Source organism: Arcobacter venerupis (genome assembly GCF_013201665.1).
Classification (GTDB): domain Bacteria; phylum Campylobacterota; class Campylobacteria; order Campylobacterales; family Arcobacteraceae; genus Aliarcobacter; species Aliarcobacter venerupis.
In genome coordinates this window covers 2,841,285-2,866,579 of sequence record NZ_CP053840.1, presented here as the reverse complement: position 1 = coordinate 2,866,579, position 25,295 = coordinate 2,841,285, and the positions used below count along the sequence as shown (strand labels likewise).

At 26.6% G+C, this 25,295-nt stretch carries 32 protein-coding genes and 1 tRNA gene; 26 read left to right on the top strand and 7 right to left on the bottom strand.

The features are described from left to right. Nucleotides 1-280: 280 nt before the first annotated feature. The 10 genes from AVENP_RS14240 (at nucleotide 281) to AVENP_RS14200 (ending at nucleotide 6,499) form a co-directional block, all read left to right on the top strand. Nucleotides 281-979, top strand: a complete 699-nt coding sequence (locus tag AVENP_RS14240; RefSeq protein WP_128360042.1) for a hypothetical protein — start codon at nucleotides 281-283, stop codon at nucleotides 977-979. Next, nucleotides 963-1,265, top strand: a complete 303-nt coding sequence (locus AVENP_RS14235) for a DUF2958 domain-containing protein (RefSeq protein ID WP_128360041.1) — start codon at nucleotides 963-965, stop codon at nucleotides 1,263-1,265. The genes AVENP_RS14240 and AVENP_RS14235 overlap by 17 nt, the downstream gene beginning before the upstream one ends. Beyond that, nucleotides 1,262-1,615, top strand: a complete 354-nt coding sequence (locus AVENP_RS14230) for a hypothetical protein (RefSeq protein ID WP_128360040.1) — start codon at nucleotides 1,262-1,264, stop codon at nucleotides 1,613-1,615. The genes AVENP_RS14235 and AVENP_RS14230 overlap by 4 nt, the downstream gene beginning before the upstream one ends. Before the next feature lie 75 nt (nucleotides 1,616-1,690). Continuing rightward, nucleotides 1,691-2,590 (top strand): OB-fold protein, encoded by a 900-nt coding sequence (locus AVENP_RS14225; RefSeq protein WP_172664359.1) that lies wholly within the window; start codon nucleotides 1,691-1,693, stop codon nucleotides 2,588-2,590. Between the two features lie 10 nt (nucleotides 2,591-2,600). Then, entirely contained in the window at nucleotides 2,601-3,476 is an 876-nt protein-coding gene (locus AVENP_RS14220) for a helix-turn-helix transcriptional regulator (protein WP_128360038.1), read from the top strand. A gap of 95 nt (nucleotides 3,477-3,571) precedes the next feature. Beyond that, nucleotides 3,572-4,663, top strand: coding sequence for a hypothetical protein (locus AVENP_RS14215; RefSeq protein WP_128360037.1), 1,092 nt, complete (start codon nucleotides 3,572-3,574; stop codon nucleotides 4,661-4,663). A 356-nt stretch (nucleotides 4,664-5,019) separates the two neighbouring features. Beyond that, nucleotides 5,020-5,093 (top strand) — tRNA-Cys (locus tag AVENP_RS14210). A 187-nt stretch (nucleotides 5,094-5,280) separates the two neighbouring features. Beyond that, nucleotides 5,281-5,700, top strand: a complete 420-nt coding sequence (locus AVENP_RS14205) for a phage integrase central domain-containing protein (protein WP_306461059.1) — start codon at nucleotides 5,281-5,283, stop codon at nucleotides 5,698-5,700. A 46-nt stretch (nucleotides 5,701-5,746) separates the two neighbouring features. After that, nucleotides 5,747-5,875: a hypothetical protein gene (locus AVENP_RS16040; protein WP_268907629.1), complete on the top strand. Its 129-nt coding sequence runs from the start codon at nucleotides 5,747-5,749 to the stop codon at nucleotides 5,873-5,875. Between the two features lie 363 nt (nucleotides 5,876-6,238). Beyond that, nucleotides 6,239-6,499 (top strand): lipoprotein, encoded by a 261-nt coding sequence (locus AVENP_RS14200; RefSeq protein WP_128360034.1) that lies wholly within the window; start codon nucleotides 6,239-6,241, stop codon nucleotides 6,497-6,499. A 53-nt stretch (nucleotides 6,500-6,552) separates the two neighbouring features. Here AVENP_RS14200 and AVENP_RS14195 read toward each other — a convergent pair whose 3' ends face one another. From AVENP_RS14195 to AVENP_RS14185, 3 genes are read right to left on the bottom strand one after another with little or no spacing between them, the layout of a single operon-like run. Further along, nucleotides 6,553-7,521 carry a hypothetical protein gene (locus AVENP_RS14195; protein ID WP_128360033.1) on the bottom strand — a complete coding sequence of 323 codons (969 nt, stop codon included), beginning with the start codon at nucleotides 7,519-7,521 and terminating at the stop codon, nucleotides 6,553-6,555. Further along, nucleotides 7,514-8,185: an ABC transporter ATP-binding protein gene (locus tag AVENP_RS14190; protein WP_128360032.1), complete on the bottom strand. Its 672-nt coding sequence runs from the start codon at nucleotides 8,183-8,185 to the stop codon at nucleotides 7,514-7,516. Before AVENP_RS14190 ends, AVENP_RS14195 begins: the two co-directional genes overlap by 8 nt. Further along, the gene (locus AVENP_RS14185) at nucleotides 8,182-9,360 is read right to left on the bottom strand and encodes an ABC transporter permease (protein WP_128360031.1); all 1,179 of its coding nucleotides are present in this window, start codon (nucleotides 9,358-9,360) and stop codon (nucleotides 8,182-8,184) included. Before AVENP_RS14185 ends, AVENP_RS14190 begins: the two co-directional genes overlap by 4 nt. Before the next feature lie 448 nt (nucleotides 9,361-9,808). On the opposite strand from AVENP_RS14185, the gene dksA reads away from it, so the two are divergent. Both dksA and AVENP_RS14175 read left to right on the top strand, forming a co-directional pair. Beyond that, complete coding sequence (dksA, locus tag AVENP_RS14180) at nucleotides 9,809-10,180, top strand: RNA polymerase-binding protein DksA (protein WP_128360030.1); 372 nt, start codon at nucleotides 9,809-9,811, stop codon at nucleotides 10,178-10,180. Continuing rightward, on the top strand, nucleotides 10,177-11,175 hold the full coding sequence (locus tag AVENP_RS14175; RefSeq protein ID WP_128360029.1) for a tRNA pseudouridine(13) synthase TruD: 999 nt from the start codon (nucleotides 10,177-10,179) through the stop codon (nucleotides 11,173-11,175). Before dksA ends, AVENP_RS14175 begins: the two co-directional genes overlap by 4 nt. A gap of 72 nt (nucleotides 11,176-11,247) precedes the next feature. Here AVENP_RS14175 and AVENP_RS14170 read toward each other — a convergent pair whose 3' ends face one another. Beyond that, complete coding sequence (locus tag AVENP_RS14170) at nucleotides 11,248-12,231, bottom strand: hypothetical protein (protein ID WP_128360028.1); 984 nt, start codon at nucleotides 12,229-12,231, stop codon at nucleotides 11,248-11,250. A 9-nt stretch (nucleotides 12,232-12,240) separates the two neighbouring features. Then, a complete protein-coding gene (locus AVENP_RS14165) occupies nucleotides 12,241-12,822 on the bottom strand; it encodes a hypothetical protein (RefSeq protein WP_128360027.1) in 582 nt (193 codons plus the stop codon). 115 nt (nucleotides 12,823-12,937) lie between these two features. Here AVENP_RS14165 and AVENP_RS14160 point away from each other — a divergent pair, with 115 nt between their 5' ends. The 10 genes from AVENP_RS14160 to AVENP_RS16035 all read left to right on the top strand — a co-directional run bounded on the left by AVENP_RS14160 (nucleotide 12,938) and on the right by AVENP_RS16035 (nucleotide 20,377). Next, entirely contained in the window at nucleotides 12,938-14,230 is a 1,293-nt protein-coding gene (locus AVENP_RS14160; RefSeq protein ID WP_128360026.1) for a S41 family peptidase, read from the top strand. Nucleotides 14,231-14,242: 12 nt separating this feature from the next. Then, the gene (locus AVENP_RS14155) at nucleotides 14,243-15,196 is read left to right on the top strand and encodes a phosphoribosylaminoimidazolesuccinocarboxamide synthase (protein ID WP_128360025.1); all 954 of its coding nucleotides are present in this window, start codon (nucleotides 14,243-14,245) and stop codon (nucleotides 15,194-15,196) included. A gap of 93 nt (nucleotides 15,197-15,289) precedes the next feature. Next, nucleotides 15,290-15,535: a phosphoribosylformylglycinamidine synthase subunit PurS gene (purS, locus tag AVENP_RS14150; RefSeq protein WP_128360024.1), complete on the top strand. Its 246-nt coding sequence runs from the start codon at nucleotides 15,290-15,292 to the stop codon at nucleotides 15,533-15,535. 2 nt (nucleotides 15,536-15,537) lie between these two features. Further along, on the top strand, nucleotides 15,538-16,209 hold the full coding sequence (gene purQ / locus AVENP_RS14145; RefSeq protein WP_128360023.1) for a phosphoribosylformylglycinamidine synthase subunit PurQ: 672 nt from the start codon (nucleotides 15,538-15,540) through the stop codon (nucleotides 16,207-16,209). 29 nt (nucleotides 16,210-16,238) lie between these two features. After that, entirely contained in the window at nucleotides 16,239-17,309 is a 1,071-nt protein-coding gene (locus AVENP_RS14140) for a hypothetical protein (RefSeq protein ID WP_128360022.1), read from the top strand. Further along, entirely contained in the window at nucleotides 17,296-17,982 is a 687-nt protein-coding gene (locus AVENP_RS14135; protein WP_128360021.1) for a lysophospholipid acyltransferase family protein, read from the top strand. The genes AVENP_RS14140 and AVENP_RS14135 overlap by 14 nt, the downstream gene beginning before the upstream one ends. Further along, the gene (locus AVENP_RS14130; protein WP_128360020.1) at nucleotides 17,972-18,358 is read left to right on the top strand and encodes a fluoride efflux transporter FluC; all 387 of its coding nucleotides are present in this window, start codon (nucleotides 17,972-17,974) and stop codon (nucleotides 18,356-18,358) included. Before AVENP_RS14135 ends, AVENP_RS14130 begins: the two co-directional genes overlap by 11 nt. A 64-nt stretch (nucleotides 18,359-18,422) precedes the next feature. Then, nucleotides 18,423-18,653: a Sec-independent protein translocase subunit TatA/TatB gene (locus AVENP_RS14125; protein WP_128360019.1), complete on the top strand. Its 231-nt coding sequence runs from the start codon at nucleotides 18,423-18,425 to the stop codon at nucleotides 18,651-18,653. 9 nt (nucleotides 18,654-18,662) lie between these two features. Further along, complete coding sequence (gene argS, locus AVENP_RS14120; RefSeq protein WP_128360018.1) at nucleotides 18,663-20,252, top strand: arginine--tRNA ligase; 1,590 nt, start codon at nucleotides 18,663-18,665, stop codon at nucleotides 20,250-20,252. Continuing rightward, on the top strand, nucleotides 20,252-20,377 hold the full coding sequence (locus tag AVENP_RS16035; RefSeq protein WP_268907628.1) for a hypothetical protein: 126 nt from the start codon (nucleotides 20,252-20,254) through the stop codon (nucleotides 20,375-20,377). The genes argS and AVENP_RS16035 overlap by 1 nt, the downstream gene beginning before the upstream one ends. A gap of 12 nt (nucleotides 20,378-20,389) precedes the next feature. On the opposite strand, the gene rsfS is transcribed toward AVENP_RS16035, so the two are convergent. Both rsfS and nadD read right to left on the bottom strand, forming a co-directional pair. Further along, nucleotides 20,390-20,716 carry a ribosome silencing factor gene (gene rsfS, locus AVENP_RS14115; RefSeq protein WP_128360017.1) on the bottom strand — a complete coding sequence of 109 codons (327 nt, stop codon included), beginning with the start codon at nucleotides 20,714-20,716 and terminating at the stop codon, nucleotides 20,390-20,392. Next, nucleotides 20,713-21,264, bottom strand: coding sequence for a nicotinate (nicotinamide) nucleotide adenylyltransferase (nadD, locus tag AVENP_RS14110; RefSeq protein ID WP_128360016.1), 552 nt, complete (start codon nucleotides 21,262-21,264; stop codon nucleotides 20,713-20,715). Before nadD ends, rsfS begins: the two co-directional genes overlap by 4 nt. An 88-nt stretch (nucleotides 21,265-21,352) precedes the next feature. Between nadD and gap the strand changes: the two genes are divergently transcribed. From gap to fabI, 4 genes are read left to right on the top strand one after another with little or no spacing between them, the layout of a single operon-like run. Further along, nucleotides 21,353-22,351, top strand: coding sequence for a type I glyceraldehyde-3-phosphate dehydrogenase (gene gap / locus AVENP_RS14105; protein ID WP_128360015.1), 999 nt, complete (start codon nucleotides 21,353-21,355; stop codon nucleotides 22,349-22,351). Between the two features lie 8 nt (nucleotides 22,352-22,359). Beyond that, nucleotides 22,360-23,562, top strand: a complete 1,203-nt coding sequence (locus AVENP_RS14100; RefSeq protein ID WP_128360014.1) for a phosphoglycerate kinase — start codon at nucleotides 22,360-22,362, stop codon at nucleotides 23,560-23,562. Next, a complete protein-coding gene (locus AVENP_RS14095) occupies nucleotides 23,562-24,272 on the top strand; it encodes a triose-phosphate isomerase (RefSeq protein WP_128360013.1) in 711 nt (236 codons plus the stop codon). The genes AVENP_RS14100 and AVENP_RS14095 overlap by 1 nt, the downstream gene beginning before the upstream one ends. 1 nt (nucleotide 24,273) lies before the next feature. Beyond that, nucleotides 24,274-25,098: an enoyl-ACP reductase FabI gene (gene fabI, locus AVENP_RS14090; RefSeq protein ID WP_128360012.1), complete on the top strand. Its 825-nt coding sequence runs from the start codon at nucleotides 24,274-24,276 to the stop codon at nucleotides 25,096-25,098. The last annotated feature ends 197 nt before the right edge of the window (nucleotides 25,099-25,295 follow it).

Below are 25,295 nucleotides of genomic sequence, written 5' to 3'. Positions count from 1 at the left end.
CTCTAAACTTGACCTATTTTATACAGGGTATTTTTCCACAAATAAACCTATAAATCAACCTTCCATCCATACTAAGACCTTCCTTTACAACTAAGATAACCGGCGAGGTGAAAAATCTATATCTATAACAATATATTAAAAATGTGATATTAAAAATCAAAATCAAAATAAGGAAATTGTATGAATAAAAATATATGCGTATTGGTTAAGTGTTTAGTTGTTGCAGTAATTGCAATTGTTGTTGAAAATAATGTAAAAAATAGTAAAGGAAAAAATATCCATGAATCTAATTAAAGAACTAAAAAAGCTAGAAACAGCTGATTTCCAAAATAGAAAAGGCGAATACCCAAAAGGCGGTATTCCTGATAGTATCAAATTTGTTAGTAATGATGATGGAGCGCAATTAGAATTTGAGTTTAAGAATAGCAATGAACAAGAAGCCAAAGATTGGTTCAATGCCTCAAAAGAAGTAAATGTTGTAAATAAGTTCAAAGCTAATTACAATATAGAACTATCTGCCCATCAAGATGGTGATTACCCAGATGATTGGGTAAAACTAATAGTAAAGCTTATCAAAAAATCATCTTCTCTAAACAAAACTCCAATCCCAACACCTGTAAAAACAAAAGTAGATGATAATGAAATTACTCAATTCTCATACACTTATGTATTATCAAACCCAACTCAAATAAAAGAGATAAATCTACTTGATTATAAAGATGCTTTAGAAGATATTGTAAAAACTTATCTACAAGATAAATTAATCAATATCACTATAGATAAATCAAGTTATACCATGATACTAAATGTAAAACTTGAAGTAGGGGATAAAAGAAGATTAGGCAGACTTATCTCTCAAAATACAGATTTAAAACAATATGTGAGAAAAATCTCTTATAACAATTCACAAGATAAAAGTGGTCAGCTCTTTGTTCTTAAAAAAGCTAATAAAGAAGTAAAAAATGAAACTGCTAACTGATGAACTAATAAAAACACTTCCACCTCTATACTCAACTGAAAATATCAAAGACCCTCTAATCCAATGTAAATTCTTCACTCCTGATAGCTCTTGGAGTTGGTATGTACTTGAATTTGATAAAACAAATGAAATATTCTTTGGTTATGTATGTGGACTTGAACGTGAGTTGGGATATTTCTCACTTGAAGAACTAGAATCTGTAAAAGGTCAACTTGGTTTAGCTGTTGAAAGAGATACCTCTTTTAAACCTACAAAATTAAGTGTAATAAAAAAGGAACACCAATGATAGAAATACTTAATAAAACAGATATAAATAAAATCCAAAATGAAAAACTAAAAAATCATCTGTATAAATCATTTGATAGATTAACTAAAGAGTTTGATTATCTAAATGATGGTTACTTTGTAATAATAGAAAATCAAAATGAAATAAAATCAACTCCAATAACTTTGTCAACTTGTCAATTAAGTTCTATAGATACAGGACTTTATGATGATATAAATATGGTTGAAATAGAAGATGGAGTTATTGAAATATTGGTGTTTATAGATAATGATGTGAATGTTGCGTTTGTGATGTTGGAAGATATATTGGATGAAGAAATAAAGGAGAAATTGCAGGAGTATGTTATTTGATTGCGACACAACCTTGCAAAGCATAAAGTTATGATTTCAATATGTAAGAAAAAAAACAAAAAAAAGGAAAATAACATGGCATTGGTAAAATGTGAAGAGTGTGGGAAAGAGATTTCATCAAATGTGAAAGTGTGTCCACATTGTGGATATAAAAGAAAAAGAGGTATTTGGTTTTATATTATGATTTTCTTGATAGCTATTATTATATTATCTGTTGTAGGGAATAATATTGATGATTCGAAACTTGGAACAAATTCAACTGAAAAATCAAGTTCATCAACTGTAAAAAAAGAACTATATCTAACTGAAATAGAAGCAAATATATTTCATACTTTGATACAAAATCAAACGGAAGCCCTAATAAATGGTGGAGAACCAATATTTTCAAATGATGAGAATATTGTAATACCTAGTGTTGTTTCTGCAAATGCAATTCAATTAGAATATGAAAAAAATGAAATTAATGCTGATAATTTGTTTAAGAATAAGTTATTGTTAGTTAGTGGGAAAGTTATAAATATTAGTAAAAGTTCATCAAATGAACCTTCTTTATCACTATCAGGTGGAAGTAATCCATATATGACTCCAAGTGCTAGAATGAAAAAAGAGTATATTGATTGGGCATCAAATTTATCAAAGGGAATTGAAGTACAAATGATTTGTAAAATCAATGATTTTGCAATTGGTTCAGTTAGACTACATAATTGTATACCTTTTTATAGTTGGTTTCAAGAACAAGATTGGGGCAAAATAACATTAGATGCTTATAAAAATAATACAAGTAAAAGAGCAGATGAAATGATAGAATTTGTGAAAACTGTTGCATCAAAAATAGATGTAAATAAAACAAGTTGTGTAGATGCCACTTTTGATAGTGGTGAATGTATAGATGAAATTGGTAGTATTAGAGGTTTAATTGAAGAAGAAAAACGAAAAACATCTGTAAATACACAATCAACCAATGTAAAAAAATAGAAGGATAGATATGAAAAGTCACGATAAAATTGCAACTAGATTAGCTTTAATCTTAAATAAATTCAACTCAGGTGAAAAGTTTAGTATAGATAATCTAGTTGAAGAGTTTAATGTCACAAAAAGAACTATTCAAAGGGATTTATCTGAAAGACTTTCATATTTACCAATTAAAAAAGAGAATAATCTTTATTATCTCGAAGAGTATTATCTAGGAAAATTAAACTTTGATGATATAAAAAACTTTGCAGTTTTGAGTGGTATAAAAGAACTATATCCATCTTTACAAGAAGATTTTTTAAAAAATATCCTTGATGATACAATCTCTAAAGCCTATATCATAAAAGGGCATAACTATGAAGATGTAAGTGATAAAACAAATGAGTTTAAATTAGTTGAAGAATCTATTCTTTCTAATAATTCTATTACATTCACTTACAATGATAAAGCAAGAATAGTAAAACCATATAAGCTACTAAATACTAAAGGTATTTGGTATCTTATAGCAACTCAAGAAGATGAAATAAAAACTTTTAGCTTCAAAAAAATCACTAAATTAGAAAAAGTATCACAAACCTTTAAAATTGAACAAAGCATAATTGATAAAATCAATAATGATGATAATGTTTGGTTTAGTAATAGTGAAATAGAAGTAGTATTAAAAATAAAAAAAGAAGTATCTAACTATTTCTTAAGAAGAAAAATCATCCCTAATCAAATTGTTTTAAAAGAACTAGATGATAAAGGATTACTTGTTTCTTGTAAAGTTTCATTTGATGAAGAAATACTAAAAATAGTTAGATACTGGATACCAAATGTAGAGATTATCTCTCCTGATTATCTCAAAGAAAAACTGGAAAATGGTTTGAAAGAGTATTTGAAAATATAAGAAAGCAAATATTGAGGGAATATTGAATAATTATTTTAGTAAATTTTGGAATTCTTTTGAAAAATAAGAAAATGAGTCATTTATGAGTTATTTGGATGGATATAATAAAAACAATACAAACATTCTTTACTAAAAAAGGAACATATTTGGAAGAAAATAATCAAAAGAAGTGGCGATATCTATCTTTTATATCTATATTAATAATAGCAGTGTTTATCTTTTTTACTTATGAGATAAAAGACCCAAGTATTGAAGTTGAGAAAGAGTTAAAACAAGTTGCAACAAAAGAATACTTGGAAAAAAAGATTATTGAATCACTAAATGAAAATAAAATTGAAGATAGTATTATTTATAGGGATATGGCAGAATATTTAAATATTGATTTATCAGAAGAATTAAGTAAAAAACTGGAAGAAAAAAATACTTTTTTCTCTAAAGTAAAAAGTAATACACACGATTTTGGAGAGTCTTTTGTTACTGGCGAATCAGATAGTATGGCAGGATTAGCAGGTAGTACTATTTCTGATATGTTAATAGTTGGTGATATTAGGGATTTATCATTAGAAGGTCAAAAATTAGTTTCAGGTGAAGAATATGACTCTCTTGTTATGGGACTTGCTGCAATTGGTGTTGGTATGAGTGCATCTCAATTAGTTACATTAGGAGGCTCTAGCTCACTAAAAATAAGTACTTCTATAATGAAATTTGCAAAAAAAACAAATAATTTAACTAAAAAATTCACTAAAAATTTTTCATCTTTACTTTCAAAATCAATGGATTACTCGAAATTAAAATCTATAGATTTTAAAGATACAAAAAATTTAAAAACAAATTTTGCTTCATTTGGGAAAACAATTGATTTAAAACATACGAAAGAGCTTTTTGAGAATATTTCAATACTTAGTAAAAATGTTTCCTCAAAAATTGACACTATAAAGCTATTAAAATATGTTGATAATACAGACGATTTGAAAAGACTTAATAAAATTTCTGCAAAATTTGGTTCAAAAACGAAAGGAGTATTTAAAATACTAGGTAAAAATGCTTTAACAATAGGAGAATTCATTATAAATTTTACATTAGGGTTGATAATTCAATTATTTTCTTTAATAATAAGTTTAGTGGTTTTTGTTGCTAGTTTTAAATCAAAACTAATGATATTTAATTTTGTAAAAAATAGAGTTTAATAAAATTTATCAAGAATAAAGAAAATAAATATGTTTGAGTTGATTTTGAATAAAATAAGTAAAAATGATTTAACTCAAATATTAAAATGATTAGTTTATGTGATGTATGTTGAAGGTACGCTTATTATGAATGTAAAAAGTTAGAAAAAGACAGGTTTTAGACCGGAAAACTTTTTGCAAAGCCTAGTATATATCGGACTTATATCCATAAACTCTTACTTAAAGAAGAATTTGAAAACCGGCGAGGTGAAAGCCTCCGAGGGTTCGAATCCCTTGCCCTCTGCCATTATTCATAACTAAATCATCTAACTTTTTTCAATTTTAAATGATTTAAAAATAGACTATACATTTCTGTTGGAGGTATAGCAAAGCTGGTAATGCCTCGGATTGCAAATCCGACATGCGTTGGTTCGAGTCCGACTACCTCATAAATTCAATCAATCTAAGCAACCACGAAAAAATCGAACTTCTAAGCCTATTTAATCAAATATTAATCTAAGGTATTCTAACATCATCTAAATAAAACTGGTACATAAATTGGTACATAAAAACTAAAAAACATAAAAATATGTTTTTTTAGGTACCAAAAGTACTACAAACTCCTTAACTAATTTGGAATTGACCCTATTGAATACTACAAAGAACAAAAAGAACTAAAACAAATTGAAGATACAAGTAGTTTTAAAAATATCTTTATTCAATGGTTAGAGATGGAAAAATCAAAAAGTGGTTTACCTCAATATCAATGGAAGAAAACAAGAATTGAAAATGATATTTTGCCTTTTATTGGTAATAAGAAAATAAAAGATATTAAAATCCAAGATGTTACAATTGTATTGATTGAAAAAAATAAAAAAGCACCAGTTACAGCTTCTAAATTATTTGGATATTTAAAAAGCATTTATAGTTATGCAAAAACAAAAGGTTATATTGAAATAAATCTATTATCAGATATAAATAAAACTCATATTATCAGTTCATCACAAGTAATTAGTTACCCAAAAATCACAGAAAATTTAAAAGATTTAGTAAATTGATATTTATAACTATCAAGGATTTTATTCAGTAAAAAATGCTTTGAGATTGGTTTTACATTTACCATATGCAAAAAAAACTTATGATAAAGAAAAAATAAACAAAAGCTCAGATGAAGTAAATGTTGTAGTTAAAGATGGATATAGAATTGAACAAAAAGGATTGGTTAATGGATAAAAATATAGAAGGAAAAGAATTATTGTCAATCTAAGATGTCGTGAAGATTTAATTAATATTGAATTCTTTGATAATGCGGAAGTATTCTGAAATATTGGAAAATATAATTGAACCATATAGTTCTTCAAAAGAGGCTCAGCATGGAATAGGTTTAGGTTTATATTTATCAAAAAGATTATAGAAAAAAAATCAAAGGTATTATCCTAATTCAAAATGTAAAAAATGGAGCAATGTTTAAAATTTCAATTCCCAAAATTTAATAAAATATATATTTATCACGATTAATACACAATCAATCTGATATTATTCCACATTGTTTTTACAAAGACAAAATAAAAATTATGTATAAAAAGGACGCAATCCATGAAAAAAATTTTATTAGGTACTGCTGTAGCGATTTTATTATTAACAGGTTGTAATGAAGAAAAAAAACCTGCTCAAACTACTGAAACTACACAAGATGTGAAAAAAGATGAAGTAGTTGTTGCACCAACTACAACAACAGAAGCTACTGAAGAAGTAAAAAAAGTTGAAGAAACAACACCAGCTGCAACTACTGGAACAACAGAAGAAAAAGCATCAGAAGCAACTGAAGAAGTAAAAAAAGAAGAAGTAAGCAAATAATTTTAAACTTATATTTAAATATTCCGTGTTGATAAAATTAACACGGAATATCTTTATAAAAAAACTCCATTTACAAAATAATATCTAAGTAAATAAAAAGAACACAAAAATACAAAAATCGAATTAAATAAAATCGAATATTTAAAACAATAATCTAAATCTTTATTTGTAAATTTAGGTACAACAAAACTTGCAATTCCAAAAAAAGTTCCCAAAAACAGCGTTGACCAAATAAAATATCCAATAAAACCATACTCTTTTTGAAGCATACAAAATGGACATTGATGTGTAGGAAGTTGATAAATATATGTTGAGAAAAAATATGTAACAGCATAATATGCAATATATAAGAAAAATAGATTTATTATAAAATTTAACATTTTTTGTTTTTGAATGTTTGTAAAAATAGTTAAAACATAAATTAAATAAAATAGACCCACAAGCATAGAAATTGATAGATTAAAAGGAATGTTATTCCCTGATGAATTAACTCCAAATATCACAGAACAACACATTACAGGCTCTTTTGTTGAGATATTTGATAAATATAATATATCAAGAGTTGTTTCTATTAAAATCAAAGAAAATATAAAAATATAAAAAATAAATTTCTTTTTTGTATAAGGATAAGTCTTCTCTTTTAAATCTAAACTATTAATTATTAACCAAACTCCAATACAAAACAGAATGATTAGTTTTAATGCTAATAAAACTTCACCATAATTATTGGCTTTTATCACACCAGCTGCACACATAGCTCCAGGAATTATATGTGATAAACTATCTAAACTATAAGCAAAGTAGGGCATCAAAAATATTTTTACTACGAGAGTAAAAAAGATTATAAGTATTACTAAATATGAAGTTTTTTCAAGTTTATATTGGGCTGATGTTGTTTTTTCATAATTCCATTTTTTGATTATAAAAATAGAGAAATAAAAAGCTATAAAAAGAAGAATAAATAAAATAGTTTGTGTAAATAAATAGATAATTATCTCATTTGATAAAAGTATTTCACTCACAAATTTCTCCATTTTTGATATTTATTACTTTATTTACAAAATCAAGATTGTCAAATATTGGGTCGTGGGTTGCGACAATTATCGTTTTATTCAGATTTTTTAGAGTTCTTAAACTCTCAATAAAAATAAGTGAGTTATCATAGTCTAAATTCGCAGTAGGTTCATCACAAAGGATAATCTCTGGATTATTAACAATTGCTCTAGCAATTGCACATCTTTGTTTTTCTCCACCTGAAAGATTATAAACTAACTCATCTTTTTTATGTTGGATATTTGCTAATTCCAAAGCTTTTAAAACCATTCCATCTATTTGGGTTTGATTAAATCCTAAAGGAATTAAAGCAATAGAGACATTATCTTTTACACTTAAAGTATCAAATAAATTATATGATTGGAAAATAAAACCAAGTTTTTTTGCTCTAAAATTTGAAGCGTGCAAATCTGGAAGTTTAGCTATGTTTTCATCTTCAACTTGAATACTTCCACTTGTAGGTTTTGATAAAGTCCCAATTATTGATAAAAGTGTAGATTTTCCACTTCCACTTATTCCTTTTAAAATAACACAAGATGAGTTTTTTATTTCTAAGTTGATATTTTTTAATGCGTGAAATTCTCTTTTTGTATTTTCATTAAATATTTTATTTAGGTTTGTGATTTTTATCATTTCATACTCTCATTTGCATCAATTACAGAAATTTTCCAAACAGGAATTAAAACTGCACTTAAAAAAGGAATGATAAAAAACAAAAACAGTGTTATAAGAGTTGTAAAATCAACACTTGGATTTAAAACAAAATCATTCTGAACATTTGAAAAACCAATAAAAATATTTTTTAATATTGGAGCATTTGAAATAAATACAAAAATATATGAAATTATTATTCCAATAATAAAAGCCATGAATCCCACAATAAAGTTTTCAATAATTTTTAGTTTTATAATATCTTTAATACTCCAACCAACAGCTTTTAAAATACCAATCTCTTTTTTATCATTTGAACTAATCATCGAATATCTTTGATATAAAATCAAAATAAAAGTAAATATAACAACTATAAATAGAACTAAAAAAATTCCACCTTTGTAGTTGAACATATTTTCATACTCTTTTTTTAGAGTCTCTTTCTGTAAAATTCTAATATTTGAGTGTTTTAAAATAAGTTGCTCTTTAATATTTTGTCTCTCTAAATCATTTGGAACATTTAAAATAATATCAGTTGCTCCATCTTCTTCTATATTTAAAATCTTTTTTGCAAGATTTATATCCATAATAATCAAATCATTTGCTACTAAATTTGACTCTTTTGGTAAATCTTTAAATATTTTTACATCTGTAGTAACATTGTTAAAAAGTTTAAAATCGTATGAATCAAAATAGTGATATTTATCGAATATCTTTTTAATTCCATTTCCAATAATCATAGAATCATTTTGTAAAAAATCAGAGATATTTAAAATACTTAAAAGCTCTTTTAGATTTTTATTAATATTTTCTTCAAATAAATCAACACCAACTATTGTAAAATAAACATTCTCTGGCATAAAATAGTATGAACCATAAACTCTTTGTTGAGTATTTGTAACTCCATTTATTGAAGAAAAATCATCAATCCAAGAAGTTGGAATATCTAAAATTTTTCCACTATTTATTTTTTGAATTACAAAATCACTTTGATTCTCTAAAGTAAAAAAAACTTCTTTTTTTAAACTATTAGAAATAAATAAAACACTAGAAATCAAAAAAACAATTAAAATTGAAATAATAAAAATAGCAATATGTTTTGATTTGTGTTTTAGAAGTAAAAGAAATAAGAAATTAAAAAAAACACTATTTTTCATAAACAAAATCCTCATAACTAATTTGAGTATGCATTGGAAATAATACATTAGTGAAATCTTTATATTCTTTGATTCTTGTTTCATAAATATTATTTGAATAACTTAAGTTTGCTTGTTTTGTAATTGCACTAATTTTTGTTGAGAAGTTAATATTGTTATTTAATTTAGAGTGAAAAAAAATAAAAAAAATAAAAGTGAATAAAAAGAATAAAATAAAAAAAGTGAATTTTTTTGATAATGTAGTAATAATAAACTCCTCTTAAAAGTTGAATATTCTATCTTTTTTTAGTTAAGTAATAGTTAAATAAATAATAGTAAAATGCGGTTTTTTTTATTCTTTATAATTGTTTTCATTGTGTAAAATCCCATAATATAGGCACTTAAGTCTTATTTAAGTAATAATATATAATTAAAAGTATATAATTGCGCGAATATTTAAGGAGAAACTATGCCAAATAAACAGCAAATTGATGAATTAAAAGCAATTTTAATTGAAAGAAAAGAAAATATTCTATCAAACATAAACAATAGTAGAGCAAACATTGATCAGTTAAAAGAACAAGAAATTAATGATGAATTAGATTATGCTGAATTAGTAAGTGATTCTTTCACAGAAGGAATGATTGCAAATCATCAAGTTGAAGAGTTAAAGCAAATTGAAGATTCTCTTAAAAAAATAGATGCAGGAACTTATGGAATTTGTGATATGTGTGGAGTAGTTATTCCTTTAGGAAGATTAAAAGCAAAACCATTCGCAAAATTTTGTACAGAATGTAGAACTGTTTTTGAAAATGAAACAATGAAAAGAGCTAAGAATTGATAAAAAGATTTTATCCAAAAAATGATAAAACTTTAAATTTCAAATTTGTTCAAAATGATGAAGATTTTATAGTTGAAGAACAACCTATAAAATTTTCAGGCGCAGGAAGTTTTTTAGTTTTAAAAATTAAAAAAGATAACTGTGACACTTGGGAGTTAATTGATAGATTAGCAAAATTTCTGAATGTTTTTTCAAATGAAATTGGTTATGCTGGACTAAAAGATAAACGAGCTACAACAACTCAATATATTACAATTCCCAAAAAATACTCAAAAGAAATTAAACTTTTTAAAAATAAAAAGATTGAAATTCTTGATACTACTTTGCATAACGAAAAATTAAATATTGGTGATTTAGAGGGAAATAGATTTAAAATAAATCTTCACGATGTTGAAGTTTCTGATATAAATCATATTCAAAAAATCATTAAATTAATTAATAAAGATGGTATGCCAAACTATTTTGGTTATCAAAGATTTGGGAAAGAAGTAGTTGATAATCTTGCAAAAGCTAAAGATGTAGTTTATGGAGAAGAGATAGTTAAAGATAAAAAATTATCAAAAATGTTAATTTCTGCTTATCAAAGTAGTTTTTTTAATGCTTGGTTAGTTGAAAGATTGAAATTATCAAATGATGAATTTAAACTTTTAGATGGAGATGTTTTTTTAGATTTACAAAAAGATAAACTATTTACTCCAAAAGTTATAACAGCAAATATAATAAATGATTTCCATAACTTTAAAATTACACCAACAGGTCTTTTACCTGGTAGGAAAGTATTCAAAGCCGTTGGTGAAGCTGCTTTAATAGAACAAAAGTATGACGATGTATACATACAAGAAAAAGGTTATAGAAGAGAAGCCTTAGTTTTTCCAAAAGATGTAAATTGTAAATATGATGCAGCTAAAAAAATATGCAACTTGGATTTCATTCTTCCAAAAGGTTCATATGCAACAGTTTTAGTTGAATATTTAGCAAATAGAAATTTTTCTTAAAATTATATTTTGACATAAAAAAAGGGATATTTGGTTTTCCAAATATCCCTTTTTAAATTTTTTTACTATTAATTATGGCAAAGTAATATATTTTGAATCATAATATACTTTATCCCCAATTGCTATCATTCTTTCTTTATTATCAAAACTAAAATCATAAATTTTATAGTCACTAAAATCTTGATTTAAATTTATTAAATAACCTTGAGATTCAACTGCATACAATGAGTTTGAATATGCTAAAGCATGAATTTTTGCATATTTAAATTTTTTCTTAGCAACTTCAACTAAACTAGGAGTTAACTTAATAATTTGACCATCAATAGTTGCTAAGTAAATATCATCTTTGTTTACAATAATATCTCTAACTTCATAATTTTTTGAAAGAATTTCTTTTGGAGAAATCGATACAACTTTGTTTGGACTAGCCACAATTAGAGTTTGTGAACTCTCAATTACATTTAAAGAAATAATATTGTTAAATTGACTATCTGGATCAACAGATATATTTCTAACTGATTCATTTGTTGTTGCTGAAACAATTACAACCTTTCCATTTAAAGTTGGGAAAAGTATTAAATTACCCATAAAATATGGATTTGTAATTCTTGTATCATTTGCAATTGATACAGGTAAATACTCTTTAAATAGAGTTTTATTTGTATTAATATCAATTAATTCAATAGTGTTATTTGAATAAACTAATGCCAATTTATTATCTTTTAAAGATGCAGCAACAACTACATCTTTAACAGCTTTTTCTTCATTGCCAATTAAAATTTTATCAATATAATTTGTTGCAATGATTTTTCCGTCTGCACTTACATTTAAAAAATCAAAATTTTCAGGTAATTTAAAAGATGAAATACCTGTATTTGTAATAATTTCTTTATTTTCTAATGTTGCACCAATTTTATTCATCGATGTTATTGATGAAGACATAGACTCTTTATTTAATTCTATATTACTACTTACATCTTCAGGTTCAAAATATTTTTTTCCTGAACAAGCTGTAAATAGAAATATAGCAGATAATGAAATTAGAAGATATTTCATAGTTTTTCCTTATTTTGTAAGTAGATAGTGGTTTAATAATTTAGCTAGTTCAAAGGCTTTTGATGTTTGAGGAATCAGTGCCAAAGTTGTTTTTGCTTCATTAAATTTTCCTTCATTTGTTAAAAGAAGTGCCTTATTAAAAATAGCAAACTCTTTTAATAAAAAATCATTTTGCATTGATAAATTATCTAATTGTGCAATATCATTATTTGTTAATGCAGTTTGATATTTAGCCAATTCTTTTAACATCGGAACATTAATATCAATAGCTTTTCCCTCATCTTGTGCTTGTAAAAACAATGCAACATTGTAAAGTTGTGGATTTTTATCTTTTAAAACTTCTAGCGCTTTACTATCTTTACTATTTTCAAGTACTTTATTGAAAGCAATGTTTGCTTCAATTTTATTTGATTCTGCTATATTATTTTTAATAAAAAAAGCAATAATTCCTATTACTATAATTACTATAAATGCAATGATTAATGTTTTATATTTTTTAAAAAACCTTTCACCTTTTACGAAATTCTCTAAAAATTTCTCTTCGCTAGTTAGCTCTGATTTAACATAATCTACATTCTCTTTTATACTCATTTTAATAACCTTTCTGAAAAGTAGTTGATATGGTACAAAATTTTTGATAAAATCTTACTTTTATCTTACTTTTTGTATAATATTTCTCTATAAATTTATAAGGGTTACTAAAAATATGAAGAGATTATTATTAACTTCTACTCTTGCTCTAGTTATTTCGCAAAATCTTTTTGCAAAAGAGGAAGTAGTATCAGAACAATCAAGATTTGAGTCATTGTCGAAATTAACAAAAGTTATTGGTACAGTTGAAAAGTATTATGTTGATGACATAAAACTACAAGAGATTGTGGATAAAGCATTAAAAGGTTTAATGCAAGAATTAGATGCCCATTCTTCTTATTTAGATAAGAAAGCCTCAAAAGAGATGGCCATTCAGACTCAAGGTGAATTTGGTGGATTAGGAATAACAGTTGGAATGAGAGATGGTGCATTAACTGTAATTTCACCTATTGATGATACTCCAGCATTTAAAGCAGGTGTAAAAGCTTCTGATATTATTTTAAAGATTGATAATACATCAACTATAAATATGACTTTAGATGAAGCAGTTTCTTTAATGAGAGGAAATGCACAAACAGATATTACATTAACTCTTGTAAGAAAAGGTGAACTTAAACCTTTAGAAATAAAAATGAAAAGAGACATAATAAAAATTCAATCTGTTTTTTCAAAAACAATTGAAAATACTGATTTAATGTATTTAAGAGTTTCAAGTTTTGATACAAAAGTAACAGAAGATTTAGAAAAAATTATATCTACTAATAAAAATGTAAAAGGTTATATCTTAGATTTAAGAAATAATCCAGGAGGATTACTATCTCAAGCTATTGGAGTAGTAAATTTATTTGTAGATGAAGGTGTTATTGTTTCTCAAAAAGGAAGAAATGCTGAAGATGAAGAGAAATTTGATGCATCACCTTCAAAAACAAAAACTAAATTACCTTTAGTAGTACTTGTAAATGAAGGTTCAGCTTCTGCATCTGAAATTGTAAGTGGTTCTTTACAAGACCATAAAAGAGCAGTAATAATTGGAGAAAAAACTTTTGGTAAAGGTTCAGTTCAAGCTGTTTTACCAATTGATAATGATAGAACTGAAAATATAAAATTAACCATTGCAAAATATTATTTACCAAGTGGCAGAACTATTCAAGCTGTTGGTGTTACCCCTGACGTTGTCGTAACTGCTGGAAAAGTAACTCAAGATGATGAAGATAAATTCAAAATAAAAGAAGCTGATTTGAAAAAACATCTTGAAGGTGAACTTGCAAAAGTTGATGATACAAAAAAAGAAGAAAAAGTAATAGCTAATGAAACTAAAAAAGTAATTACAGGTGAAGATGTACTAGGAGATAATCAATTGAATACTTCTATTGCAATTTTAAAAAGTCTAATAATAATGAATAAATAATTAGGAGCGTTGATGAAAATAAGTGAAATTGTTGCACTTGGTCTTTGGCCCCAATCAAAGAAAACTACAACAAAAAAAGGAATTTCTCAATTAGAAGATTTAGGTTATAACCTATTTTATATTGGTAAAAATGCAGATCTTTATACTTGTCCAGGAGTAGAGCCAAAAGTTTTATTAGTTAGAAGTGATAGATGTTCTGTATTTGATATTCCATTAAATCTTGAAATAGAAGGGAAAGGTGTTTCTCAAACTGCTATTTCTAATAATGGAGCAGCATTTGCAAAAGAAGCTGGAATTAGAACAGCAATTTTATCAGAAACAGTTGATCCATCATTGGCAATTGCTCCAAGATGTCAACTTATGGAATTATGTAAACCTTTAGAAGCTGAGATTGATGGGGATGTAGTTCAATTTGAGTTGATTTTTAGAAATTATTTAACTGGTTCACTTTTTGATGCTTGTCAAAATGGTTTAGATCCATATGGTTTAAATTTACCCTCAGGTTTAAAACAATGGCATAAATTTGAAACACCAATTTTTACACCAACTACAAAAGGTATTAAAGACGAACCATTAAATTCTGATACAGTAAGAATTAAATTCCCAGAAATTGCTTCAAGTCTTGAAAATTTATTTAAAGATTTTACTGAATTTGCATATGCAAGAGGTATTATTGTTGTTGATACTAAATTTGAAATTTTTGTTAACCAAAAAGGTGAATGGGTTCTTGGAGATGAAGTTCTAACTCCTGAGAGTTCAAGATTTATATCAAAAGAAGATTTTGATTCAGGAAATTATATCTCAATGGATAAACAAATTTTAAGAGATTTTGGAAAAGCAAATAATTGGAAAGAGAATTCAAAAGCACTTAAAGCTGGTGAAAAATTAGATGTAGATGTACCACAAACATTAAAAGACAAAATTTTAAGTGGATATACAACTATTCTTAATAGACTAAGTAAATAATTTTTCTAGAATATATTATTATATTCTAGGAGTCTAAACTGCTATAAGGCAGTTTTAGATATAATCCCAAAAAATATAAATTGAAGGTAATAAATGAAAGCAATCGTAAATGTAGCATTGAAACAAGGTGTATTAGATGATCAAGGTAAAGCAACTCATCATGCATTAGATACTTTAGGTTTTAAAGAAATTGTTAAAGATGTAAGAATCGGTAAACAAATCATTTTAGAATTAAACTCTTCTGATGAAAAAAGTGCAAAAGAAGAAGTTGTTAAAATGTGCCAAAAACTTTTAGCTAATACAGTTATTGAAGATTATGATATAGAAATAGTAGGTTAATTATGAAAGTTTCAGTATTACAATTTCCTGGGACAAATTGCGAATATGATACAAAATACGCATTTGAGCAATTAGGATGTACTGTAGAAATTATTTGGCATAAAGAGAAAAATATTCCAACAGATACAGATTTATTAGTAATTCCTGGTGGGTTTTCTTATGGAGATTATTTAAGAAGTGGTGCAATTGCAAGATTTGCAAATATTATGGAGTCAGTTCAAAGGTATGCAGCAAATGGTGGAAAAGTTTTAGGAATTTGTAACGGATTTCAAATTTTATTAGAAGCTGGATTGTTACCTGGTGCTATGAAAAGAAATGATTCTTTACATTTTATTTCAAAATATCACACTTTAAAAGTAATTAACACGGATAATAGATTTTTATCTTTAATGAAAAAAGATCAAATTATTAATATTCCAGTTGCTCATCATGATGGAAACTATTACATAGATGCTAATGGATTAAAAGAATTAGAAGAAAATAATCAAATTCTTTTAAAATATTGTGATAAAGATGGAAGTTTAGTTAACATGAATGGTTCTATATCAAATATTGCAGGAATTTGTAATAAAGAGAAAAATGTATTTGGTTTAATGCCTCACCCAGAACGTGCTATTGAAGAACTATTAGGTTCTATTGATGGTGTAAATATGTTGAAGGGTTTTTTACAATAATGAGTTAATCTCATATTGTAAAAAGTAAAATGAAAAGAATATTAAAATTAGTTATTTTATTAAATATTATTTTATGTGTGAATCTTTTCGCTTCAAAGAATCTATATTTATCATATAATAAAATACCTACAAATGTATATAAAAATCAAAAATTTGAAGTAATTGTTAAGGCTTTAATTACTACTGGTAATTTTGATGAATTAGCTACCACTTTTACCAATTCTTCTAATATAACAATTTTAAATGCGAATAATCCTTGGAAAAAAATATCTAATGATACATATGAAAATAGTTACTATTTTAAAGTAAAACAAGGAAGTTTCAAATTCCCAGATATTAGTGTGCGATTAATGAATAATGGCGCTTTAATAGATGTTAGCGAATTATCAGCTCCAACAATTAGATATTCTGATATTGCAAAAGGTGATGAAAGATTTTCAGGAGTAATTGCAGATGAATTTATTCTAAAAGCTTACAAAACAAAGCAGTATAATAATAAAGAGGCTTTAACAATTATTGATGTGGATGCTGTAAACTCAAACTTAGAAGATTTTAAAATCAAAGATATTGATGAACAAGGTGTTTCTAATATAAAAGATTATGAAGAAAAAGAAAATTTAGTTTACTACTTTGTAACTCCAATTTATAAAAAGAAAGTTGTTATTACTTATTATAATAGTAAAACAAAAAGCTTTAAAGATGTAATAATACCATTGATTTTACAAAATGAATTGGTTAGTACACAAACAGATTTAAATCCAAATGATTCAAGTTTTGAAAGATATAAAAAAGTAGTTTTACTAATATGTTTTGTTTTATTTTTACTTTTATTTATGTGGAAAAGAAAAAAATTACTTTTAATTATTTCATTAGTATTCTTTGTTCTTTCAATTGTGTATTTTTTGCCTAATAGCAGAGGCATTGTTAAAAAAGATTCTTTTGTTTATATTTTACCTACGAAAAATTCAACTATTTTCTTCAAATTAGAAAATGAACAAAAAGTTGAAATATTAGAGAAAAAGAATGGATTTATGAAAGTTCTAGGCCTAGATAGTGATTTCATAGGTTGGATAAAGGAAGAGAGTTTTGGCACGAATTAGAGGACTTATATTATTTATACAATTTTCTATCACTGTTGCAATTACAGTTGTTTTAATGTATATATTTAAAAATCATACTCACAAAGTAATAAAAGTTTGGATGAGTTTTCAAATGTATGTTTTAGGAATAAAACTAGAAACACAGGGAAAACTAGATGAATCTTGTGACATGATTTTATTAAATCATCAATCTTTACTAGACATTATTGTAATGGAATATATACACTCAAGAGATTTAGCTTGGGTTGCAAAAAAAGAAATAACTGATTTATTCTTTTTTGGCCATATAATAAAAGCTCCAAGAATGATTAGTATTGATAGAGAAAATAAAGCTGGAATAATTAATCTTTTAAAAGAAGCTAAAGATAGACTTGATAAAGGACGACCAATTGCAATGTTTCCTGAAGGAACAAGAAGTAATGGGAAATCAATGTTAAGTTTTAAACCAGGTGCAAAAATCTTAGCTAATAAATTTAATTTAAGAGTTCAACCAATAGTTTTATTTAATACTAGAAATATAGTAGATTCTAAAAAAATGTTAGCAACTCCAGGCATTGTAAAAGTTGTATATTTAGAACCAATACAAGCTGATAAAAATACAGATTGGTTTGAAAAAACCGAAGAAAACATGAAAGAAGTTTTTAAGAAAGAGTGTAATAATTATGTCTCTTAATTGGTCTATGGTCTTAGCAATTGGACTTGGAGGATTTTTAGGTTCAATTGCAAGAGCATATGCTGTACATTTTACAAATAGATTTTTCCCTCTAGATTTTCCCTTAGGAGTGCTCTTAGTTAATTTAATAGGTTCTTTTATAATTGGGATACTATTTGCATACTTTTCAAATTATACAATTTCAGTTAATTTAAAAGCCTTTCTAACAACTGGTTTTTTAGGAGCATTAACGACTTATTCAACTTTTGCTATTGAATCATATCTATTATTTGGTACTTCAATTTATTTAGCACTAATAAATATTACATTTAATTTAGTTGGAACTATACTTGCTGCAGGCGGAGGATATAAGCTAATGCATTTCTTCATAAAATAGACTCATATAATTTCTTTAAGTATTATGTAGTTATAATAATACAAAATCAATATAAGGATATATCATGGGTATGCCAGGTGGTATGGAGTGGTTAATAATTGCATTAGTTGTATTGTTGTTATTCGGAGGTAAAAAAATACCAGAATTAGCTAAAGGTTTAGGTTCAGGTATTAAAAACTTCAAAAAAGCAATAAAAGATGATGAAGATGAAGTGGCAGAAAATAAAAAAGCTGATGAAATAGAAAAAAAATCAGAAACAACAACTGTTGATAAAAACGAAACAAAACAAGTATAAGAGAAACTATTGCAAAATTTAGTAAAAGAATTTATTGAAAAAAAATTAAATACAAATATAGTATTAGAAAAACCAAAAGATATATCTTTTGGTCACTATGCAACACCTGTTGCTTTTTCTTTAGCAAAAGAATTAAAAAAATCTCCAATGGTTATAGCAGATGAATTGGTTTTAAAATTAAGTGACTCTGATATGTTCGAAAAAGTTGAGGCAGTTAAAGGTTTTATTAACTTTAAATTATCATCATCTTTTTTACAGTCTTTGGTTGACACTGCATTAAACAACAAAAATGAATTTGCAAAACAAGAAAAAAAAGATGAAAAAATCTTATTAGAATATGTTTCAGCAAATCCTACAGGTCCTTTACATATTGGTCATGCAAGAGGTGCAATAGCAGGGGATTCATTAGCTAGAGTTGGAAAATATCTAGGTTTTGATATTACAACTGAATATTATATAAATGATGCTGGTGCTCAAATGGATTTATTAGGTTTATCAGTATCCCTAGCCGCAAGAGATTTTATTTTTAAAGAAGATGTAACATATCCTGAAACATACTATAGAGGCGATTATTTAATTGATATTGCAAATGTAGTAATAGAAAAATTTGGTAAAGATATTATTTATAATGAAAATAAATTTAAAGATATTGCATTTTTTGCAAAAGATTTAGTACTTGAAATTATTATAAAAGATTTAAAAGATTTAGGAATAGAGTTTGATAACTTTGTATCTGAAAAATCTTTATATTCATCTTGGAATTCTACAAAAGAAGTATTAGAAAAAAATGGTTCTTTATATGAAAAAAATGAAAAAATTTATCTAAAATCAACTCAATTTGGAGATGATTCAGACAGAGTTGTTGTAAGAGATAATGGAATTCCTACATATCTTGCAGGTGATATTATTTATCATAAAAATAAATATGATAGAAATTTTGACAGATATATAAATATTTGGGGTGCTGATCATCATGGATATATTCCAAGAGTAAAAGCAGCTATAGAATTTTTAGGAAATGACTCATCAAAATTAGAAGTAATTTTATCTCAAATGGTTCAGCTATTAAAAGGTGGAGAACCATACAAAATGAGTAAAAGAGCTGGTAATGTTATTTTGATGTCAGATATCACAGAAGAAATTGGTGCTGATGCATTAAGATTTATTTTCTTAACAAGAAAAAGTGATACTCACTTAGAATTTGATATTGATATGCTAAAAAATCAGGATTCATCAAATCCAATTTTTTATATTAATTATGCACATGCTAGAATAAATCAAGTATTCAAAAAATCAGAAACTTCTTTTGATAATATTAAAGACGTTGATTTTAAAAATTTAAATCAAGATGGCTTAAATTTAGTATTTGAATCACTTTTACTAGAATCAATATTAACTGAAGCATTTACTAAAAGAGATATGCAAAAAATAACTGAATATTTGTATTCATTAGCTTCAAGTGTTCATAAGTTTTATAACGAACATAAAGTAATTGGAAGTAATGAAGAGAGTATGTATTTAAAAGTTTTAGCAATGGCAGCATTAAGCATAAATGTTGGATTAAGTCTACTTGGAATAAAGGCGAAGGAGCAAATGTAATGAAATGGATTTTGACAATAACTGTAATAATTATTGCCTATGCTATTTATACAAATAATATGGGTGGAGCAAGAGATGCTGCATCAAATTACAACAAATTGTTAAGAGCAACGCCAGAGAAGTAATTCTCTGGTGTGTTATTTTTCTTTTGTAACTAATTCAGATAAGAACTCTTCTAATGAGTATTTATCTCTATATTTCTCGCTCATTAAGTGAATGAACATATCACCTAAATCAATAATTGTCCATTCGTCATCTTCATCAACTCTTAAAAATTCTTCACCTGTTGGCTTTAAATCAGTTCTTAAGTAGTTTAATAATGCAAATCCATGTTTTGAATTTAATGTTGTAGCAATTACAACATAATCAACTATATAGTCTTTTGATGTTAAATCAATAATTTCTATATTTTCCGCTTTTTTATCATCTAATATTTTTCTAATGTTTTCTAATCTAGTATTCAAAAACTTTTACCTTTTTCTTGAAGATTTAATATATCATCTTTAATTTCTTTTGGAATATAATTTAAATCAATTTTATCTCTTAAAGAGGTAGAACTAATATTTATATTTACATCCAAATTTTTAAACTCTTTTGCTTTTTTACTTTCAAAACCTTTTCTTGAAGCAACTACAAATTCTACAAGTTCTTTTAGTTTATCAATCTCTTGCCATTTATCTAAAGATTTTAAATTATCCTCACCAATTATAAAATAAATTTTTGAGGGATTATATAAATTTTTTAAATAATTAACTGTATCGATTGAATAGCTAGTTTTTTGTTGATTTATTTCATAATCACAGATTTGAACTTTATCAAAGTTTTTAAAAACTTTTTTTAGTAGTTTAAATCTAGTTTCTGGATCTAAGTAAAAGCTACTCTTGAAAGGATTTAAATATGTTGGAACAACAATCATCATATCGATATTAAGTGTTTTTAATGCTTCTTCTACGACTATGACATGTGCAACATGTATAGGGTCAAAACTTCCACCAAATATTGCAATTCGCACCTAATTAAAACCTTTGTAATATACTTAAATATTATTATAGCAATTTTTCGATAAAATATCTACAATTAGATTTATTTAAAGGGAACAAATGGCTATTAAAGTTGCAATAAATGGTTTTGGAAGAATTGGAAGATGTGTTGCAAGAATTATCGCAACAAGAGATGATGTTGAATTAGTTGCAATAAACGATACAGCATCTTTAGAAATGTTAGAATATATTACAAAGTATGATACTGTTCATGGAACTTTTCAAGGTGATGTAAAAGTTGAAAATGGTTATCTAAAAATGGGGAAAGTTAATGCAAAACTTTACTCAACAAGAGATGCAGCTGAGTTAACTTTTACAAAAGATTGTGGAGCTGAAGTTATCCTTGAATGTACAGGCGCTTACTTAACACTAGAAAAATGTCAAATTCATATTGACAATGGAGCAAAAAAAGTTGTTATGAGCGCACCTGCTAAAGATAATACTCCAACTTTCGTATTAGGAGTAAATGAGTCAACTTATGCTGGACAGCCAATAGTTTCAAATGCATCTTGTACAACAAATTGTTTAGGACCAATAGCAAAAATTATTGATGATGCTTTTGGAATTGAAAAAGGTTTAATGACAACTATTCACTCATACACTAATGATCAAAATATTTTAGATGTAAAACATAAATCAGATAAAAGAAGAGCAAGAGCTGGGGCTCAAAATATGATTCCCACATCTACAGGTGCAGCAAAAGCTATGAAATTAATTATGCCACAGCTTGATGGAAAATTACATGGACAAAGCGTTAGAGTTCCAACACCAAATGTTTCTATGGTAGATGTAAACTTTATAATTAGAAAAGACACAACAAAAGAAGAAATTAATGCTTTATTTGAATCAAAAGCAAAAGAGTTAGCTGGAATTGTTGCAGTTGATAATGAGATGATGGTTTCAAGTGATTTAGTTGGAAATACAAATTCAACAATTGTGGCATCAGATTTAACACAAGTTATCGGTGGAAATATGATAAAAGTTATGAGTTGGTATGATAATGAGTGGGGCTATTCGTCAAGATTGATTGATATGGCTGTTTTTGTGGCAAATAAATAAGGTTAGCAATGAAATTACAAGAGATTAAAAACATTGATATATCTGGTAAAAGAATTTTTATTAGATGTGATTTTAATGTTCCAATGGATGAGTACAATAATATTACTGATGATAGAAGAATTAGAAGTGCATTAAGTACTATAAGATACTGTATTGACAATGATTGTTCAGTTATATTAGCTTCACACTTTGGGAGACCAAAAGGTGGATTTGAAGAGAAATATTCTTTACAGCCAATTGCAAAAAGATTACATACTCTTTTAAAACAAGACATAAAAATGGCTCCAAGTATTATTTGTGATGAAACTATGAAAATGGCAAAAGAGCTTAAAGCTGGTGAAATTTTATTATTAGAAAATATGAGATTTGAACTAGGTGAAACAAAAAATGATGAAGCATTAAGTGCAAAACTAGCTTCGATGGCAGAAGTGTATATTAATGATGCTTTTGGTGTTTCTCATAGAGCTCACTCATCTGTTGAAGGAATTGCAAAATATTTTGATATGCAGCATAAAGCAGCTGGTTTTTTAATGGCAAAAGAGATTAAATTTTTCCATCATATTGTACACAATCCAAAAAGACCATTTATATCAATTGTTGGTGGATCAAAAGTTTCAGGAAAACTTGAAGCTTTACATAATTTAGTTCCAAAAGTTGACAAAATTATTATTGGTGGAGGAATGGCATTTACATTTCTTAAAGCATTAGGGCATGAAATTGGACACTCTTTAGTTGAAGAAGATTTAATTCCTGAAGCTCTTAAAATAATGGATCAAGCAAAAACTTTAGGTGTAAAATTATATTTACCAGTTGATGTTGTTGCAGCTGAAAGTTTTAGTGCAGAAGCAATTGCAAAAATTGTGACAATCCAAGAAATTCCAAAAGATTGGATGGGACTTGATATTGGACCTGCATCTGCTATGTTATTTTCAGAAGCTTTAGAAGATGCGAATACTATTTTATGGAATGGTCCAATGGGTGTTTATGAAATGGATAAATTTGCAAAAGGAAGTACAAAAATTTCCCATGCAGTTGCTAACTCTTTTGCAACAACTGTTGTTGGAGGAGGAGATACAGCTGACCTTGTAAGAATTACAGGTGATGAAGACGAAATGACATTTATTAGTACGGGTGGTGGAGCTTCTCTTGAACTAATCGAAGGAAAAATACTTCCAGGTGTTAAAGCATTAGTAATTGAGGAAGATAATTAATGGCAATTATCGCTAGTAATTTCAAAACAAATCATACGAGAAAATCAACAGCTTTATTTATAAATGAAGTGAATGATTATCTAAAATCAAATGAAATAAAAAATGAAGTTTATGTTTTTCCAACAGCAACTTCATTGGATTACTTTGAAACAGTTCCAACTTTTTTTATCGGAGTTCAGAATGCGTATGCAACAGTTTCTGGCTCATTTACAGGAGAAATAGGAACATCTCAACTTGATGAATTTGAAATTAAAACTATTTTAATTGGACATAGTGAAAGAAGACATATTTTGGGTGAAACTCAAAATAAGATTGCTAAAAAATATGAATTTTATAAAGAGTTAGGTTATAAAATAATCTATTGTATTGGTGAGCCATTAGAAATAAAAAATCAAGGTTTACCAAAAACTCTAGAGTATATTTACGGGCAGTTTGATGAAATTGATACAAATTATGAAAATCTAATTCTTGCTTATGAGCCTGTTTGGGCAATTGGTACAGGGGTAACTGCAACAAATGAAGATATTGAAAACATTCATAATGCAATAAAAGAAAAGATTTCAAAACCGCTTTTATATGGTGGAAGTGTAAAAGTAGAAAATGTTAGAGAAATTTGTCAAATAGCAAATGTTGATGGCGTTTTAATTGGAACGGCTTCTTGGAAAAAAGAAGATTTTATACAAATATTAGAAAATACAAAGGATTTATAAGATGTTTATGAAGGGTAAAAAAGGGGTAATTTTAGGAGTTGCAAATAATAAGTCAATAGCTTATGGAATCGCAAAAGCATGTGCTGATCAAGGTGCTCAAATTGCCTTTACTTATTTAAATGATTCTTTGAAAAAAAGAGTTGAACCAATTGCTGCTGAGTTTGGCAGTGTTGACTTAGTATATCCTTGTGATGTATCAAATCCTGAAGAAATTAAAGCTTTAAAAGAGTCTTTAGAAAAAGATTTAGGACAAATTGATTTTATTGTTCACTCAATTGCCTTTGCTCCAAAAGAGGGATTATCTGGAAGATTTTATGACATTTCAAGAGCAGCTTTTGATATTGCTATGGATGTTTCTGTTTATTCATTAATTGAAGTTGTAAGAGAATTAAAACCTCTATTATCTGATAACTCTTCAATTTTAACATTAACATATTATGGTGGAGCAAAATATATTCCTAACTATAATTTAATGGGTGTTGCAAAAGCAGCTTTAGAAATGACAACTAAATATTTAGCTGAAGATCTTGGACGTGATGGAATTAGAGTAAATGCAATTAGTGCAGGGCCAATTAAAACTTTAGCAGCAGCTGGAATTAGTGATTTTAGATTTATGTTAAAATGGAATGAAGCTCACTCACCATTAAAGAAAAATGTATCTATTGAAGAAGTTGGAAATTCTGGAATGTATTTACTTTCTGATTTAAGTAGTGCTGTAACTGGTGAAATTCATTATGTTGATTGTGGATACAATATTATGGGTATGCCAGCAGTAAAATTCGACGAAGAGGGTAAACCAACAATCGCTTGGAACGGAGAAAAATAGTCAATAAGCGTAAGCTTTTGGCGAAGTTCTGCGTTAGAAGATAAATTTTAAATACTCACTTACCTTTGTAAGCTCCTATTTAAAATCTATCTTCCGCCTTGAACTTCACTCAAAATCTCCACTTTCTGACTACTATCAGAATAAGAAGAATAAAGATTTTACTTTTAAATTTAATGAAATTTTAAATTAAGATTTTA